The 15,460-nt window shown below is 50.9% G+C and carries 15 protein-coding genes and 1 tRNA gene; 7 read left to right on the plus strand and 9 right to left on the minus strand.

Annotation, left to right across the window (positions count from 1 at the left end):
- Positions 1-302 precede the first annotated feature (302 nt).
- From HJG54_RS04410 to HJG54_RS04440, 7 genes are all read right to left on the minus strand, one after another.
- The gene (locus HJG54_RS04410; RefSeq protein WP_316433582.1) at positions 303-791 is read right to left on the minus strand and encodes a surface-adhesin E family protein; all 489 of its coding nucleotides are present in this window, start codon (positions 789-791) and stop codon (positions 303-305) included.
- Positions 745-1,446 (minus strand): tetratricopeptide repeat protein, encoded by a 702-nt coding sequence (locus tag HJG54_RS04415; protein ID WP_316433583.1) that lies wholly within the window; start codon positions 1,444-1,446, stop codon positions 745-747. The genes HJG54_RS04410 and HJG54_RS04415 overlap by 47 nt, the downstream gene beginning before the upstream one ends.
- Positions 1,447-1,688: 242 nt before the next feature.
- Positions 1,689-1,760: transfer RNA gene (locus HJG54_RS04420), tRNA-Cys, on the minus strand.
- A gap of 134 nt (positions 1,761-1,894) precedes the next feature.
- On the minus strand, positions 1,895-2,281 hold the full coding sequence (locus HJG54_RS04425) for an alr0857 family protein (RefSeq protein ID WP_316433584.1): 387 nt from the start codon (positions 2,279-2,281) through the stop codon (positions 1,895-1,897).
- 26 nt (positions 2,282-2,307) lie between these two features.
- A complete protein-coding gene (locus tag HJG54_RS04430; RefSeq protein ID WP_316433585.1) occupies positions 2,308-2,838 on the minus strand; it encodes an HNH endonuclease in 531 nt (176 codons plus the stop codon).
- Between the two features lie 86 nt (positions 2,839-2,924).
- Positions 2,925-3,116 carry a hypothetical protein gene (locus HJG54_RS04435; RefSeq protein WP_316433586.1) on the minus strand — a complete coding sequence of 64 codons (192 nt, stop codon included), beginning with the start codon at positions 3,114-3,116 and terminating at the stop codon, positions 2,925-2,927.
- A gap of 197 nt (positions 3,117-3,313) precedes the next feature.
- Positions 3,314-4,546: a saccharopine dehydrogenase family protein gene (locus tag HJG54_RS04440; protein ID WP_316433587.1), complete on the minus strand. Its 1,233-nt coding sequence runs from the start codon at positions 4,544-4,546 to the stop codon at positions 3,314-3,316.
- Positions 4,547-4,708: 162 nt separating this feature from the next.
- Here HJG54_RS04440 and HJG54_RS04445 point away from each other — a divergent pair, with 162 nt between their 5' ends.
- Together HJG54_RS04445 and HJG54_RS04450 are read left to right on the plus strand one after the other, a co-directional pair.
- The gene (locus tag HJG54_RS04445; protein ID WP_316433589.1) at positions 4,709-5,374 is read left to right on the plus strand and encodes an SDR family oxidoreductase; all 666 of its coding nucleotides are present in this window, start codon (positions 4,709-4,711) and stop codon (positions 5,372-5,374) included.
- 245 nt (positions 5,375-5,619) lie between these two features.
- Entirely contained in the window at positions 5,620-6,270 is a 651-nt protein-coding gene (locus HJG54_RS04450; protein ID WP_316435604.1) for a DUF4126 domain-containing protein, read from the plus strand.
- Between the two features lie 48 nt (positions 6,271-6,318).
- Here HJG54_RS04450 and HJG54_RS04455 read toward each other — a convergent pair whose 3' ends face one another.
- Positions 6,319-7,062 (minus strand): response regulator transcription factor, encoded by a 744-nt coding sequence (locus HJG54_RS04455; protein ID WP_316433590.1) that lies wholly within the window; start codon positions 7,060-7,062, stop codon positions 6,319-6,321.
- An 11-nt stretch (positions 7,063-7,073) separates the two neighbouring features.
- Entirely contained in the window at positions 7,074-8,270 is a 1,197-nt protein-coding gene (locus HJG54_RS04460) for a sensor histidine kinase (protein ID WP_316433592.1), read from the minus strand.
- A 317-nt stretch (positions 8,271-8,587) separates the two neighbouring features.
- Here HJG54_RS04460 and HJG54_RS04465 point away from each other — a divergent pair, with 317 nt between their 5' ends.
- The 5 genes from HJG54_RS04465 to HJG54_RS04485 all read left to right on the plus strand — a co-directional run bounded on the left by HJG54_RS04465 (position 8,588) and on the right by HJG54_RS04485 (position 15,325).
- A complete protein-coding gene (locus HJG54_RS04465) occupies positions 8,588-8,737 on the plus strand; it encodes a hypothetical protein (protein WP_316433593.1) in 150 nt (49 codons plus the stop codon).
- Positions 8,738-8,851: 114 nt separating this feature from the next.
- Positions 8,852-9,400, plus strand: coding sequence for a DUF3455 domain-containing protein (locus HJG54_RS04470; protein WP_316433595.1), 549 nt, complete (start codon positions 8,852-8,854; stop codon positions 9,398-9,400).
- 650 nt (positions 9,401-10,050) lie between these two features.
- Positions 10,051-11,565: a calcium-binding protein gene (locus HJG54_RS04475; RefSeq protein WP_316433596.1), complete on the plus strand. Its 1,515-nt coding sequence runs from the start codon at positions 10,051-10,053 to the stop codon at positions 11,563-11,565.
- A 548-nt stretch (positions 11,566-12,113) separates the two neighbouring features.
- Positions 12,114-12,509 carry a hypothetical protein gene (locus HJG54_RS04480; protein WP_211619663.1) on the plus strand — a complete coding sequence of 132 codons (396 nt, stop codon included), beginning with the start codon at positions 12,114-12,116 and terminating at the stop codon, positions 12,507-12,509.
- A gap of 164 nt (positions 12,510-12,673) precedes the next feature.
- On the plus strand, positions 12,674-15,325 hold the full coding sequence (locus HJG54_RS04485; protein WP_316433597.1) for a DUF4912 domain-containing protein: 2,652 nt from the start codon (positions 12,674-12,676) through the stop codon (positions 15,323-15,325).
- The last annotated feature ends 135 nt before the right edge of the window (positions 15,326-15,460 follow it).

Consider the following 15,460-nt stretch of genomic DNA (forward strand, 5'->3'; position numbering starts at 1 on the left):
AAGGGGTGAATTTAGCAGATTCACCCTTATTTTTTCGGCTTTGGGTTTTCGGCTTTGGGTTGCCCATGTCCACTGCCATGCCTGCTCTTCAACTTCACTATCATCTCTTGATCTCAACCATAGTTCTAAGCATATACAGCCTTTTTCAGGCTAGTGAAGTACGAAAAACGGGACGAAGCTCCCACACCCCCTATACCTCACATGCATGAGTGAAAGACGCTGTATACCCCGTTCCTAATGAAAGGCAGCGGCATCAGTCAAGCTATGATTGTTGCACTATTCTAAAGCTATTCCTTCTAAAGCTATTCCTGCGTGCAAACATAGCGGATGACATTAGCAGCACTGCTCTCTGTCATGGGTTGGGTAAGGGGGCCATTATTGCCATAGTCAACTCGCTCAATCACTTGCCGATTCTGATCAAAGATCACCAATCGGCGGGTGCGTTCTACCCCAGAAGTGCAATCTGCCGAGCGATAAATCATTACTCCATAAACGGGTTGCTCTACTTCAAAGTCTAGAAACGCATTGTTGGCCTGTTTGAACTCTCGATATTCCCAATAGCGAACGATGTTTTCAGATCGCTGAATCGAATTCTGATCCACTAGAAAGCGATCTCCTACTGCATTCACAGTCACCTCAACCCATGCTTCAGCGGCCTTTACGTTAGAACTCCACCCAGCTGTAATAGCCATTATGGTCATCGCCATCAGGTGCAGCCCCTGCTTGATCCATCCCTTCATCGCGTTACTGCGCTCCTGCTTGACCAGATTGATTACGGTAGCGTTCCACATTTTGAATAGCCCGTTGAGCATAGGCGTCATTCGGACGTTCATCTAAGGCTCGCTGAAAGTGTAGCAATGCGGCTTCGTAATCCTTCTGTTCCACGGCAGCATATCCTGCTTGCATATACCGATCATAGGGGGTGCTTTGGGGCTGATTCGAAGCCGGTGGAGCTGAATTTGGTGGAGCGGCTGCCGCAGGGGTTCCAGACTGCTGCCGGTAGAAGCTGAGCACTTTTTGAGTATAAGCCGCTGTCTCACCGCTATTGTAGCGAGATGGATCACCTGTCATCCACCAAGCGGCGGCACGGCGGACCGCAGTTGCCTCATCATTGCCACTGTTGCGATACTCTTGTTGCAAAACATCCCGCATCACACAAACCAAAATGGTGCGTGCAGTCGCTAAATCGGCCTCAAATTCCTGGGGAGAGAGCGATCTGCCAATACAAGCCTCGGACCAGCGCGGAATGTTTGGTGCTTGAATCTGCCAGTCGCTGTATAGCCCATCATTGGGATTGCCGGTCTGAGGAGCCGCTTCGCGCAACGCCTCCACCAGTGAGCGCACCTGTTGATCGGATTGCGCCTGAGCAGGCAGGATGCCTGAGCTAACGCCGATTGCTATTACAATAATTGTTCCTTCAATCCATCGCTTGATTCGTAATCGCATGATTGAAATCTGGCAACTTTCGGGCAACAACTACAGCAATTCTATGCGAAAAGTAACCGATTTATTTTACCTCTCTTGACAGGTTTTTCGACACAACAGATATCACATGCTGTTCACTCAACCATACTTAATAGCAATCAACTCGAAGGAACATATCGCTGTTGATAGCGGCAGGCGAGCATCAACCTCACCAATTTCCTATTCAAGCAGAGGATCGAAGAACCGTGCTTTGCGAAGCTTAGACTCCAGGGAGAGAATCGAACTCTCGCTTGTCGGTTTTGCGGACCGATGCCTTTCCATTTGGCGACCTGGAGATTATGGCGCTTATATTACTTTTATACTACAAATACACTACAAATCGTCAAGAGGGTATTACAACTTTTTGGGCGGAGGGGAGAGCGATTGCAAAGAAAAAGTTGGATCGCCCTCTCCCACTTGGTTTGTCTCCTCACGCTAGGGAGGAAATGTGAGCCGCGCTGATCTGCCACAGCCTGTAGATCAGGAATTCAGTTCGGTCACTCATTAAGGTCAAAAACATGCCTTCATGAGCGTCTCTGTCTTCGGCAATCCAGCTTCCGGTCAGACTGACTTCTACAAACTCGCGATCTACAGGCAGCAGAGTGACGGTTGAGCTAAGCTCCCGTTGTAATGCTGTTTCTAGCACTTTTAGTTCACGAAGATCAGCCCGCAGCAGAAAGCAAGCACAACCCGGTTCGACATGGAACGATTGTCCCAACCGCATGGCCAAAACAACCCGCTGGGCAATGAGCAGTTCGGGCGTTGTCAGAGTGCGTTCCATGTACAGCCCAACTTCGGTGTAGTTCAGCTTCAACATTGGTCTTGTCTCCTTTCAGGTTTATGTCAGGTGTCAACAGGCGCCTGTTCTTTCCAAAACTGTTCGGCAAAAGCAATGGCTGGGTGAATCGGCGCTTTCGGTTTCGTTCTCAGCACCATTCCCGTTTCATGTAAGAGGCGGTCAGCTTTCGTGGCATTGCAGGTCTGGCATGCGGTCACCACGTTGTCCCAGGTATGGCCGCCCCCTTTGGAGCGGGGAATCACGTGATCGAGGGTCAGATGCTTGGTGCTGCCGCAGTACTGGCAGGTATGGTTGTCACGGCGAAAGACTTCCCGACGGCTCACGGGTGGCACTTTCCAGTGCCGCTCTGGATTGACACTGGTCAAACGAATGTGTTCGGGAATCTGGAGGATAACGCTGGGAGAACGTACTTCCCATTGCTGAGTGCTGCTAAATAGGGACTCAGCCTGACCCGTGACCAGCAGCACAATTGCTCGTTTGAGGTTAACCCGCGCTAAGGGCAGGTAGTTCTTGGAGAACACCACAACCTGGTTTTGAAGTATGGATGGTTGCCCATTCTGCTGTTGAGCCTGCATTGGTTTCACTCCTCAAAAAACAACCCCCACCTCTGAATGCAGGAGCGGGGGTTGAGGAAATTGATATAGGTTTCCTTATGTTGGTGTCAGGGTTGCCCTGCACCTCCCGCTCTTAGTCGATTGATCTGGATTGAGCCATCCAGCAATGGTTGTAAAAATACCTGCATCGGCGGATCTACCGCCACTACACCGACCCATCGCTTCAAACGCAAATAGCACCGATGCTCTGCCCAGACCGTAATCCGGTCGGCAATGCGTGGCGCTACGTAAGGTGGCAAGAAGGATGGGTATCATGGAACGTTGCAGTACTCGTATTACAAAACTTGCTGTCTACATACTACACTTGTAGTATTAAAGTGTCCACCCTTTGATTGGAATTGAGGATGTCCGGTTATGGATACATAGGGGCGAGGTGTGATTACGGGAACGGGAGTAACCGATTGCAGAACTTGGTTGCAGAATTTGATTACAGAATTTATGGATTGATAGCTACAGTCATCCCAGTCCGACGTAACCTTTCTGCCAGAACCTCGCCCAACCCGGTTGCTGGCGTGAGAATGCCGCCGCGCATCGGACCTCCTGGCAGCTGATCTGTTTGAAGTGCCAGACTCAAAGCTGATTCACAGACAAATTTAACCGTGGCTCGATTGCCAGGATCGCCCTGATCCCGAATTAGTCCCCGCAGCTTGCGGCCATCAACGGCGGTGCCCACCAGTTCGCAGGAAAACCAGCCTTGATTCATCGTTTGCTCCGAAGGACCGCTACCGGGTTGGGGCAGGATGGGTTGCAGTAGCGATCGCAATTGGGATTGTTGCAGAACTCCTGTAAACAGGGCAAGTCCAGCAGTCACACCTGTTGCCTTCAGCCAGGCCAATGGCTCGTCAAACTTGAAATACTCCTGATAGGCAAAGTCGGGTCCGTAGGGTTGTTGCCATTCCTCGTATAGGGCAGAACTGCGGCGGACAATGCGGGTGTTCACGGGACCCATAAAGAAGGGACCAACCCAGGTGTTGAGGTCGGCATCGAAGCTTGGCGTTTGGGGGTCACGGTTGCCTTCGGCTACTTGAGTATCAGGTGGGGATGGATTGAGCAAAAAAGGTTGATACATCTGAGCTGCTGCGTCTGAATCGTAGAGGTTAAATGCAGATGCCAGGGTGCCACCATTAAACCCACCAAACGCCTGAAAATAGGCATTCACCTGCTGACAAGGCAGACCCCATTCTCGTTGTATGTGACGAACCACCAGATAAGTGCCGAGATCGGATGGGACAGAATCAAAGCCGCAACAGGGAATGATACGGGTGCCATTGGCGGCAGCTTCGGCATGGTAGCGATCGATCAGAGTTCTGACCCAGGGGGTTTCTCCCGTAATATCGACGTAATGAGTTCTGAAGCGAACGCAGGCATCGACAAGAGCAGTGCCGTAGAGGGCAAAGGGGCCGGCAGTGGTCAGCAACACTCGCGTCTGCGCAACGATTGCCTCGATCGCCGGCTGATCTTGACTGTCGGCCACTAGCACATCTACTTTGACGCCCATCCGATCGCGAACTGCCTCTAATTTCTGCCGGTTTCGTCCGGCGATTGCCCACCGCACCTGTTCTGGAGACGCATGGTTAGCAAAGTACTGCACGGTCTGTTGGCCCACGAAACCGCTAGCCCCGTAGAGGACAACATCATAGGGGCGCTCAGGAGTTAAACGTTCGGACATTGCAGCATTCCTTACAGGGTTTCCACTGGCAACTTTAATGCTCCATCGCAGCTTAGCAGATTCCTCATCAGGAGCAATTCGTTCTTAATCCCTTCTCCTAATTTCAGCTAGGCTATGAGTGGGTTTTAGCAACGCTGCTCTGGTACAGCCGTTGGAGTTTATATGGCAACTTATCTGATTACAGGTGCAAATCGAGGCATTGGGTACGAGTACTGTCGTCAACTGCAAGCACGAGGAGAAACAGTAATTGCGGTCTGCCGCACGGCCTCTGAAGAATTAAAACAGCTTGGGATACAGATCGAGGAAGGCATTGATATTACCTCGGATGCTTCAGTGGCGGGCTTGCAGAAACGCCTGGGAGATACTGCAATCAATGTCTTGATCAACAACGCTGGCATTCTTAAGCGCGTAACGCTGGAAAATTTGGATTTCGACAGCATTCGAGAACAGTTTGAGGTAAACGCACTGGGTGCTTTACGGGTCACGCATACGCTCCTGCCCAATCTCAAACCTGGCTCCAAGCTTGTGTTGATGACCAGCCGCATGGGGTCGATTGGAGACAACACCTCTGGCAGTTCCTATGGCTACCGCATGTCCAAGGTGGCCTTGTCGATGGCAGGAAAATCGTTGGCGCACGACCTGCAACCGCGTGGGATTGCGGTGGCGATTCTGCATCCTGGTTTAGTGCAAACCCGCATGACCAACTTTACAACAGGCGGCATTACACCAGAAGCATCGGTAAAGGGATTATTGGCTCGAATTGATGAATTGTCGCTAGAGAATACAGGCACGTTTTGGCACGCCAGTGGTGAGGTGTTGCCGTGGTAACTACAGCCTAATCATCAGGGCAGAACCTGACAGAACTGACCCACTAGGTTTGAAAAACTGTCTTAAATATCAGTATTTCAGCACTATTAAAGCAGCCGCATTATTTTTCATCTCGACTGTATATTGAGATATTGCTTAATTTCCACAATCCTGTACTCTTTAAGTAGTTCCTACAGCTTCCTTGGATTCCCTGTAATCCATATTGAATTATTGTATTCAACTTTCAGGAGGTGCTCTTGGATAGCGTGACTTCTATCTTCTCTAACCTGGATTGGGAAATTCTGCTCGATTTTCTGCTCGGAATCAGCTTAAGCGCGGCTTCTGGCTTCCGGGTCTTTATCCCGCTTCTAGTAATGAGCGTCGCGGCTGTCATTGGCCATATTGATTTGCCTCCAGATTTTGACTGGATTGAGACCAATCAAGCCTTGCTTGTATTTGCGATCGCCAGCGCAGCAGAGATTGCGGGCTACTATATTCCCTTTGTTGACCACTTTTTGGATATTATCCTAACGCCAGCCGCAATCGTAGCGGGCACCTTGATCACAGCTTCGATTCTCCCTGACACAAACCCCTTGTTGCAATGGACAATCGCGGTGATTGCAGGCGGAGGAACCGCAGGATTGACCAAAGGCATGACAAATATTGTTCGTGCTATTTCTCTAGCCATTTCAGCGGGACTGACTAATCCCGTTGTCGCGACGATCGAGTTAGTGCTTGCAATTACGATTGCTGTATTGGCCATTACAGTACCTTTGCTGGCAGGTATCTTGGTGATTGTTGGATTGCTGCTAGCGGCACGGAGAATTCGCAAGTTTCTGGTCCAAAACCCATCTTTGGCTAATGCTCCCATAACTGATACTCCCGTAGGTAATGCTCCCGATGAAGTTCCCCAATAGGAAAGACTATTGGTTTGGAGCATAGATCCGGCTGTGGCCTGATGGCAGCTAGGTTCCGGCAATGTTCAATGAATGGGCGTAGATGGCAAGCTGTGCTCGGTTGCGCAAATTGAGGCGATTCAGTAGGTGAGTGACATGAGTTTTGACGGTTCCTTCTGAAATGTAGAGCTGCTGGGCAATATCGCGATTGGTTAAGCCTGCACCAATTAGATGCAGCACTTCCTCTTCTCTGGGAGTAAGCGGAATCGGGGGTGATTTGGGGGCTGGGGCCACATTGGTGGACGGTAAGCCAGCTATGAGTTTTTCCATCAGTCCGGGAGCGAGTTGGGTATAGCCTAGCTGCACAAACCGAATCGCCTGCGCTAGCTCCTCCGACGGCATATCTTTGAGTAGATACCCCTTCGCACCGGCCCGCATGGCGTCTGTAATGTACTGATCATCATCAAACGTACTCAGCACAAGCACTTTCACCTGCGGATAGTTTTGTGTAATCGCACGAGTTGCCTCTCGCCCATCCATCACCGGCATGCGCACATCCATCAGCACCACATCAGGCAGCAGCTTTGCCACTTGTTCAAGGGCAACCTCACCGTTATTGGCAATGCCCACTACTTCTAAATCCGGTTCCAGGGAGAGCATCGCCTTTAAGCCCTGGCAAATCAGGTTTTGATCATCGACGAGCAGCAGGCGAATCATGATTGGGTGGGGGTGAGGGGTGAGGGGTGAGGGGTGAGGGGTAGGGGGTGAGGGGCGTTCGGCGAAACTCACGAGGCGTGGATGAGCAATAGTCACTTTTTACTTGACTAGACTCCTTCGAGCGGTAACTCAACGCTGATGCGACAGCCGGAGCCGGGTTCGGTGTCGATTCGCAATGTGCCGTTCAGCATCGCCACTCGTTCGTGCATTCCATGCAGTCCAAATCCACTTCGATGGGTTTGGAACCGAAATCCGCGACCGTTATCAGCAATAATCAGACGCACCTTCTCTGCAGTTTGCTGGAGCCGCACTTGAACCGCTGTCGCCTCGGCATGCTTACAAATGTTGGTTAACGATTCTTGGATGACTCGGTAGATGGTTTTTGAGACTTGGGCGGGTAGGATGGCTGGTAAATCAATTTCAGTGTTTACGGTAACTCCAGTGCTCTGACAAAACTCTTGAATCAGCGCTGCAATGGCGTGCTCTAGCGGTTCTTCCCGGTCGGCATCGGCTCGCAAGGTATGGACCGACTGCCGGACTTCTTTCATAGCAACGGTACCCAAGCGCTGGGCTTGTTCCAAAAAGGGTTTGGCCTCGGATGGGTTGCGCTGCCATAGCTTGACTGCGGTTTGGAGCTGCACATTCAGCGTGGTTAACGCATGACCAAGCGAATCATGAATTTCGCGGGCGATGCGGTTGCGCTCCTGCACGGCGGCCAAATCCTCAACTTGAATCGCGTACTGCCGGAGCTGCTCATGGGCCAACGCTAATTGCTCTTGCGTTCGCCGTTCCGTTAACAGCACATTCACCAATTGGCCGACAAAGAATAGACCCAAGCCAAACATTAAAACTTCCGCAACCTGATGCATCCAAATTCGCTGTTGCTCAACGTTCGGCAGCATCAAGGGTGTCAGAGTATTAATGTATTGCACCTGATGCACCAGAAACAGCATCAGCGATAGACCAGCTACAATCCAGCGTCCAGGCGGGTCAAACAGGAAGCAGCTCCGGATCATTACAATCAAGTACAGCGTTGGCAGGATATGCAGATAGCCCAGCGTAGTGCCATAGAAGATCAGGCCGATTTCGATGGCGGTGTAGAGATAGCGAATCGGCGTCTTGCCGCTGGGCAGTAACCACCCCATGACACCCAGCGATACCAAGATCAAAATATGCTGTATGGGTAAGCTTTGCCGCTGCCATGCTTCGATTGCCGCCATTGCCCCACAGCTTGCGAGCATCAGCCATTCGGTGTAGAGCAGGAACCGAAACGGTTGGGGTTGGGTTTTGAAGAGAGCAATCATAGGAGTGAACCGCAGAAGGTGATTCTCTAATAGATACTGCGAATTGGGCAGCAATTCCAGAGTTTGGTCGAATTTTCTAACTTTCGTTGATGCTCACCCGCCGGGGGTATGACGAAGGATAGAGCCAAATGGCTGAGATTGGCAGTGAATTGGCAGGCTGAAAATGTCTATTTCGTTGAGTTGGTCTCAAGACCTTCTTCAGATGGTTTCAACAGAGGGATTGCCTACGATACAGGTATAGCGAATGCCAGAAAACCCGAAACCAAGCAACGAGCTGATTCGCTAGATGCCCCCATTAACTAAGGAACGTCACGACAATGGCTAAGATACGCGGTACAAACGGCAACGATACGCTGCAAGGCGGTGCAGAAAACGACTCAATTGTGGGTCTAGGCGGCAACGATTTTCTCTCAGGCGGAGCTGGTAACGACACAATTCGTTCGTTAATGTTCAAGGTTCGGTGTTAACTAGCAATGATTTTTCGATTCTGCCGGAAGGAGCCGTGGCTTCTCCAGCCCGATAATTTGTATTGCTTGAGATTTGACCGTTAAATTCATTTGAAAACTAGGAGAAAATTGATCATGAAGTACACAGCATTATTCACACTGGGTCTATCGACTGTGCTTAGCGGCTATGCAATTGCTCAAGCGGTTTCACCTTCGGCCTCCTCCTTGGCTCTATTGCCAAGCGAGATTCAGGCTCCAGCAGACCAGCAGCTTTTACTAACCGTCAGAGCTGAGGGCGACCAGATTTACACCTGCCAAGCCAAAGCAGATGTGCCCAATCAGTTTGAGTGGACCTTGAAAGCCCCGGAGGCATTACTTTATGACGAGCGTGGTCAAGAAGTCGGTCATCACTATGGCGGTCCAAGCTGGGAGATGAAGGACGGCAGCAAAATCGTTGGTCAGCTTCAAAGTAAAGTCGATGCGCCTGAAGCGAGTGCCATTCCCTGGCTGCTGCTGCAAGTCAAATCCCATGAAGGCGATGGAGTTTTGAGTCAAGTTAATTGGATTCAGCGCGTTAATACAGTCGGTGGCAAAGCGCCGCAAACAGGCTGCAATTTAATGCATCAAAATCAAGAAATTCGCGTCAATTATGCGGCAGACTACTACTTTTTTGGACAAGAATAGTAGAGATTAATCAAAAGATGATTTTGCTCTTGTCCATTTGTGAATTCTGAGTTTCTTTAGCCTCCAAGAGCAATTATGAATATCCAATTGGTAATAGAAGCATCTTTTCATTCTGTAGGCTATTTAGGCAGTAAGCTTTACATTCCAGGATGGCAAAATCGTCTGCATAAATCTCTACCAAAATACCATCATCTGCTGCTTAGCAGCTTCTTCTATTACCGCAAAGATTCTTGGCTACATCGATTTGGCTTGAGAAGAAAATAGACTGAGAAGCGGCTTCTGAAACTAGTCCTGCTGTTGCGGATGGGTCTAGCCTGAAGCTCTTTGCAGCAAATCAAAAATAAATTCTCCTTGATATCTACTCTGGTCTTGTCAGAAATTTACCTGCAAGGTCAGAGTTTTTATTTTTGATATTCAAGCATACCCACAAATGGTATATCTTTCTATCTTCAGAGATTCTCTGACTTTTTCTAACTTTTGCTGACTGACACTTTCATTTTAATTTTCTAGATTAGATTCATGAGCAAATAAAAGCTTGATTCCAAGATAGAGACAACAAGTAGAGAGTATTCCAACTCAATGTTCTCAGATCTAAAAGAAAGCAATTTCTCATACATGAACCCACTTATTTGACAAAGGACAAACGAACAATGGCACGTTTTGATGGAGACGACAAAAACAATCAGCTCTTCGGCACCTCTGAAGCTGATCAAATCAACGGTTTCGGCGGCAATGATCTCCTCGTCGGCGATGCGGGTAACGATACCCTTGACGGCGGTTTGGGAGTCGATACGATGCGCGGCGGCAGTGGTGATGATTTCTACCTCGTTGATAATTCTGCCGATGTCGTGATTGAGAACGCCAATGACGGAGTTGACACCGTTTCATCTAGCGCTAACTTTACTCTCAGCGCCAACGTTGAGAACCTATTTCTGAGAGATAATGCCAGGATTGGAACTGGAAACGACCTGAATAATATCATTCAACTGCCTACGGCCACATTGACTTCTGCCCCTTCGGTCACCCTCACTGGTCTAGGCGGTAACGATACACTAATTAGCGGTGTTGGTAATGACGCGCTCGATGGTGGTATCGGTAACGATACAATGAACGGTGGTGGTGGCAACGATACTTATGCAGTTGATAGTTCAGGTGACGTTATTCAGGAAGCTGTAAACGGTGGAATTGATACGGTAATATCCACTGTTGATCACACACTAGCAGCTAACGTCGAGAACCTGACGCTATTCAACGTGGTCACTCAAAGCACGGCGTTTAACGGCACAGGCAATGAACTCAACAACACAATTTTGGGCAATGCCTTTAACAACACGCTGCGAGGCTTGGCAGGTAACGACAGCATTGATAGCGGTTTTGGTAATGACACGCTAGAAGGCGGCGATGGCAACGATATCTTAATCGGCAATTCTGGCAATGACACATTGAACGGCGGTGCTGGTAATGACACCATGCTTGGCGGAACTGGCAACGATGTTTATTTGGTCACAGATGCAGACGATATTGTCGATGAAGGAACGGGCACGGCGGCTGGAATTCCTTCGCTGGGCGGTGTCGATCTGGTACGCTCTACCGTTGACTTCACGCTGGGTCGCAATATCGAAAACCTGACCCTGGAAGGCACTGCTGCCAACGGGACCGGCAACGAGCTGAACAACGAGATTCTTGGCAACGGTGTGGCGAACGTGCTGGAAGGTTTAGCCGGCAATGACCGCATCCTCGGTGGAAATGGTAACGACATCCTGCGAGGTGGGCTGGGCAACGACAACCTGCAAGGCGACCGAGGCAGAGATGTGATGACCGGCGGTGAAGGGGCAGATGGCTTCTTCTTCGATCTGAATTCACCGTTCAATCTGGGGGCAATTGGTCAAGACACAATCAGAGACTTTACATCTGGTGTAGACCGCATCGTACTAGATGAGACGACCTTCGGACCACTGTCCAGAAACGATATTGCCTTGGTAGCTAACGATAGAGATGCTGCGATCAGCAACAAACGCATTGTCTTCAGCGAAGAAACCGGCAAACTGTTCTTCAACGCGAATGGTAGCGCTAGAGGATTCGGCAACAATGGCAGCGGCGGCCTCTTTGTCACCCTGCAAGGTACGCCTGATTTTGCGGTTAGCGATATCGTGATTCAACCCTAGTAGATTCAATTCTGGAGATTCAACCGCAATTCTGAGCCAAGGCATCATAGAGCGCTATCAATAGAGCAAATGTACCATCTGCATCTACCAACCATCTGGCTTATCTCTAGCCGCTCTCTAGCCGCACTAACCAAACATTTGGATAGAACGAATGCTCTGAGCATACTTAATCAAAAATTCAGGATTGCTGTATTATTCCAGCTCCGAGTGCTTGAAGTAGTCGCTCCCATGTTCCCACCGGGCATGGGATTTCTGCTTATCTACGTGAATCCATACCGAGGATCTAGACGGCATCCCGGTGATTAGGCATCTGTTGAGGCAGTTGTCTGCAAGGATTCTTGACAAAACTGGGTATTTGGTTACTGTAGTTTAATTACAGTTAATGAAATGTATATGCTTGGTTTAGTCTGAGTCGGCACCTCAATCTTAATATCGACATCGATAGCAGTGTATTTCCGTACCATAAAGTGCTCTATGCACTACGGGCTGCTAATCCGAATCTGATATTCTGACTCTGCAAATGTTGAATAATCAAGAGGTTGTTAAAAATGGAAGGGTGTGCAGTTACAGATCTGAAAGTTGACAGCAAGCGCAACTGTTTCTTCCTCGATGCCGGATTACTGCAACGAATTCAGCAGGAGACCGCCGTTTCAACCCGATTGGAGCCGGGAACCAATGTAGTCAAGATTCGCGCTGGTGCATTCAATTACCAATCAAATTCTGGTCATCAAGGCGAGCCAATGGTGCTGCTTTGGATCTATGGCGGCAAGGTAATCAACAAAAAAACGGGTATTCCGGTTGGAGCAACCTGGTCAACTCTGAATGGTTACGATGATACCTTGACGCTAGAGGTTCTGGAACCCGCTACACTATGTGCCTTTTTCTTTGACACCTATCTAGAAGACAACGACGGAGAAGTGCATCTCTCGGTCGTTCGAATTTAGCCTCTGATGCCCTGGATGGTTTCGCGATATTGATAATCAAGGCTGAGGTGTAACAGTACCTCTAGCGTACAGATAAGCATTCAGAATACCCATTCAGATAGCTAATGGCGTTGGTCTGTTCCTGAATCGCGCTTCACTGATGACTATTATTTTGGGTGTCAACCATGCATTCCAGAAATATTCTTTTTTTCAAGCTTTTCGTTGCGGCGTTGGCTCTCACAGCGACTCCCAAGCTGCTGGCCGAGACCTTCGCCATACCGTCTGTTTTGGCGCAATCTCCTTCGCCGACCTCGTTTCCCCTACCTGAGTCCCTGCCGGAAGGCGCAACTGTCAAGGTCGATGGCTCGACCAGCATGACCGTAGTGAACGAAGCGCTCAAGGATCGGTTTCAGCAGAGATACTCTGGCTCTACGGTTGAGCTAGCAGCCAACGGCACAGACCAAGCGCTGCAAGCCTTACAAAATGGTGACATTACCGTGGCTGCCGTGGGCCGTCCGTTGACCGATGCTGAAAAGGCACAAGGGTTGGTGGAAGTGCCGATCAATCGCGGCAAAATCGCCATTATCGTCGGTCCAGAGAATCCGTTCCAAGGCGACATTACCTTCGACCAATTCGCCAGGATCTTCCGAGGTGAAATTACCGATTGGTCGCAATTGGGCGGCCAGCCCGGTCCAATTCGCTTTGTGGATCGGCCGGATTTTAGCGATACTCGGAAATCGCTGAGTAACTATGCTGTGTTCCAATCAGCTCCGTTTGAAACTGGTCCCAACACTACCCAGGTTGCTACCGATGAAACGGCTGCTGTAATTCAAGAACTAGGCCGAGATGGAATCAGCTATGCCATTGCCGATCAGGTGCTGAACCAGAGCAATGTCAAGATCATCCCGATGCACCAAACGCTGCCCGATGACCCGCGCTATCCCTTCTCGCAACCGCGTGGCTATGTCTATAAGGAAACCCCAGATTCGGTTGGGCAGGCATTTCTAGGTTTTGCTACTTCGGCACCGGGTCAGGAAGTAGTGGCAGCAGTTGCCGCCGGAGCGGTAGCAGGAGCAGCCTCTGGAGCCGTAGGGACCGCCTCACCTGGAGCCGTATCCCCTGGGGCTGTAGGAACTGCCTCACCTGAAGCCGCTAGTCCGTCTCCGGCAACGGCAATTAGTCCATCTCCAGCAGCAGTCAGCCCTTCACCCGAAGCAGTGGCCCAAGCACCGGCAGCCGAAGGCACAACCGAAGCCGGAGGATTTCCCTGGTGGTTATTAGCAATTCCGATTTTGGGTGGTTTGCTATGGTGGCTATTGCGGGGTCGGGGTGGCCCAGTCCCAACGGCAGCCTCGGGTCCAGCAGCCGTGCCAGCTCCGGTGGCAGCAGTCCCTCCTCCCGTGCGAGTTCCCGATGGCCGCATTATTCTCACTCCGCGCGATTGTCGCCATGCCTATGCCTACTGGGAAGTGCCCGAAGAGCGCAAGGCCCAATTCCGGGAGCAGGGTGGCCGCAAGCTGGCACTTCGGCTGTACGATGTCACCGACATCGATATGGACCGTCAGGTGCCGCACAGCGTCAAGCAGTTTGACTGCCGCGAGGCAGATCCCGATCTGCATGTGCCGATTGCCGTAGACAACCGGGACTATATTGCCGAACTGGGCTATGTCAGCGAAAACGACCGCTGGATGAAAATCGCACGTTCCGAGCCGGTGCGGGTACCAGCCTGTCCAGCTCCAGAGCCAAGACCAGTTACTGCCGTTGCTCCTGGCATCGCAGAACCCAAGCCGGTAGCGCCGAAAGTACCCGAACCAACGGCTAAAGCAGGAGACACAGCGCTAGCCACCGGAGCAGCTATCGCGGGAGGAGCGGCCTTGGCGGGAGCAGCCATCGCGGGAGCGGCTAGACCCACACCGCCAGCTGTTGCCCCAGTCCCTGCCGCACCCCCTGTACCGACAACTCCATCTCGCCTGATTCTGACAGCCCGCGATTCGCAGGATGTCTACGCCTACTGGGAAGCACCAGAAGCAGAAAAGATGGCGTTGAAGCAACAGGGCGGCGAACAATTCGGCCTGCGGCTGTACGACGTAACCGACCATGACCCAGCCCGGCCCCTGCCGCCAGTGCTTCAGCAGTTTACTTGCGATGAGACCGATCAGGATCGGCATATCCTGGTGCCTGCAACCAACCATGACTACCTAGCCGAAGTTGGTTACACAGCCAGAGATGGCCGCTGGTTAAAGCTAGCTAGCTCAAATACACTACATGTCCCTGCCAGTGCAGTAGGGGCGGCCCTAGCTGGAGGAGCCGCTGCTGCGACTGCTGCCATTGCCACCACTGGAGCCGTGCGCTCAATTGCCAGTGAGCCAAGACCAGCCGAAACCGATCGACTGCAGCCTCCCCATGCTGCACCTGTAGCCCAAGCTGCCGCACCGCTGGAAACCGGTCGCTGTTCAATCAAGAACATCACCGTCCATAGCCGTCACAATTGCTATTTACTAAGTCAGGAGCAAATGCGGCAGTTGGAAACCCAGACGGCGGTGACTAAGGTACTGTCGCCAGGAACCCACCTGGTGCGGATCAAGAGCGGTGCCTTTGGCTATGAGGCTGGGCAGGGCGAGCCAATCGTGTTGCTCTGGTTCAATGGTGGCACGGTGGTCAACAAAAAGACGGATATTCCCGTCAACGCAACCTGGTCTACGCTGAATGGTTACGATGAAACCCTGACGCTGGAGGTACTGGAAACCACAACGCTCCATGCCTTCTTCTTCGATACTCATCTCGATGACAACGAGGGAGAAGTCACGCTGTCGGTGGTCAGCCTACCAGCGCTCTAATCCAGCCCTCTATTCCTTCCGGAGCAGTTAGTTTCAGTTAGGCTCCGGAGGGGACCAGAGGTGGAAGCAGAGGTAGAACTAGAGGTAGGAGCAGGACAGGATTTCTAGCTCCTACCTGATTTTTGTCAGCCTTAA

The sequence above is a fragment of the Leptolyngbya sp. NK1-12 genome (assembly GCF_032598965.1).
GTDB lineage: Bacteria > Cyanobacteriota > Cyanobacteriia > Elainellales > Elainellaceae > Elainella.

Coding starts and splice junctions, on each gene's coding strand:
- HJG54_RS04410 (WP_316433582.1), bottom strand. CDS start 791: ATGTGGAACGCTACCGTAATCAATCTGGTCAAGCAGGAGCGCAGTAAC.
- HJG54_RS04415 (WP_316433583.1), bottom strand. CDS start 1,446: ATGCGATTACGAATCAAGCGATGGATTGAAGGAACAATTATTGTAATA.
- HJG54_RS04425 (WP_316433584.1), bottom strand. CDS start 2,281: ATGTTGAAGCTGAACTACACCGAAGTTGGGCTGTACATGGAACGCACT.
- HJG54_RS04430 (WP_316433585.1), bottom strand. CDS start 2,838: ATGCAGGCTCAACAGCAGAATGGGCAACCATCCATACTTCAAAACCAG.
- HJG54_RS04440 (WP_316433587.1), bottom strand. CDS start 4,546: ATGTCCGAACGTTTAACTCCTGAGCGCCCCTATGATGTTGTCCTCTAC.
- HJG54_RS04445 (WP_316433589.1), top strand. CDS start 4,709: ATGGCAACTTATCTGATTACAGGTGCAAATCGAGGCATTGGGTACGAG.
- HJG54_RS04460 (WP_316433592.1), bottom strand. CDS start 8,270: ATGATTGCTCTCTTCAAAACCCAACCCCAACCGTTTCGGTTCCTGCTC.
- HJG54_RS04465 (WP_316433593.1), top strand. CDS start 8,588: ATGGCTAAGATACGCGGTACAAACGGCAACGATACGCTGCAAGGCGGT.
- HJG54_RS04470 (WP_316433595.1), top strand. CDS start 8,852: ATGAAGTACACAGCATTATTCACACTGGGTCTATCGACTGTGCTTAGC.
- HJG54_RS04475 (WP_316433596.1), top strand. CDS start 10,051: ATGGCACGTTTTGATGGAGACGACAAAAACAATCAGCTCTTCGGCACC.
- HJG54_RS04480 (WP_211619663.1), top strand. CDS start 12,114: ATGGAAGGGTGTGCAGTTACAGATCTGAAAGTTGACAGCAAGCGCAAC.
- HJG54_RS04485 (WP_316433597.1), top strand. CDS start 12,674: ATGCATTCCAGAAATATTCTTTTTTTCAAGCTTTTCGTTGCGGCGTTG.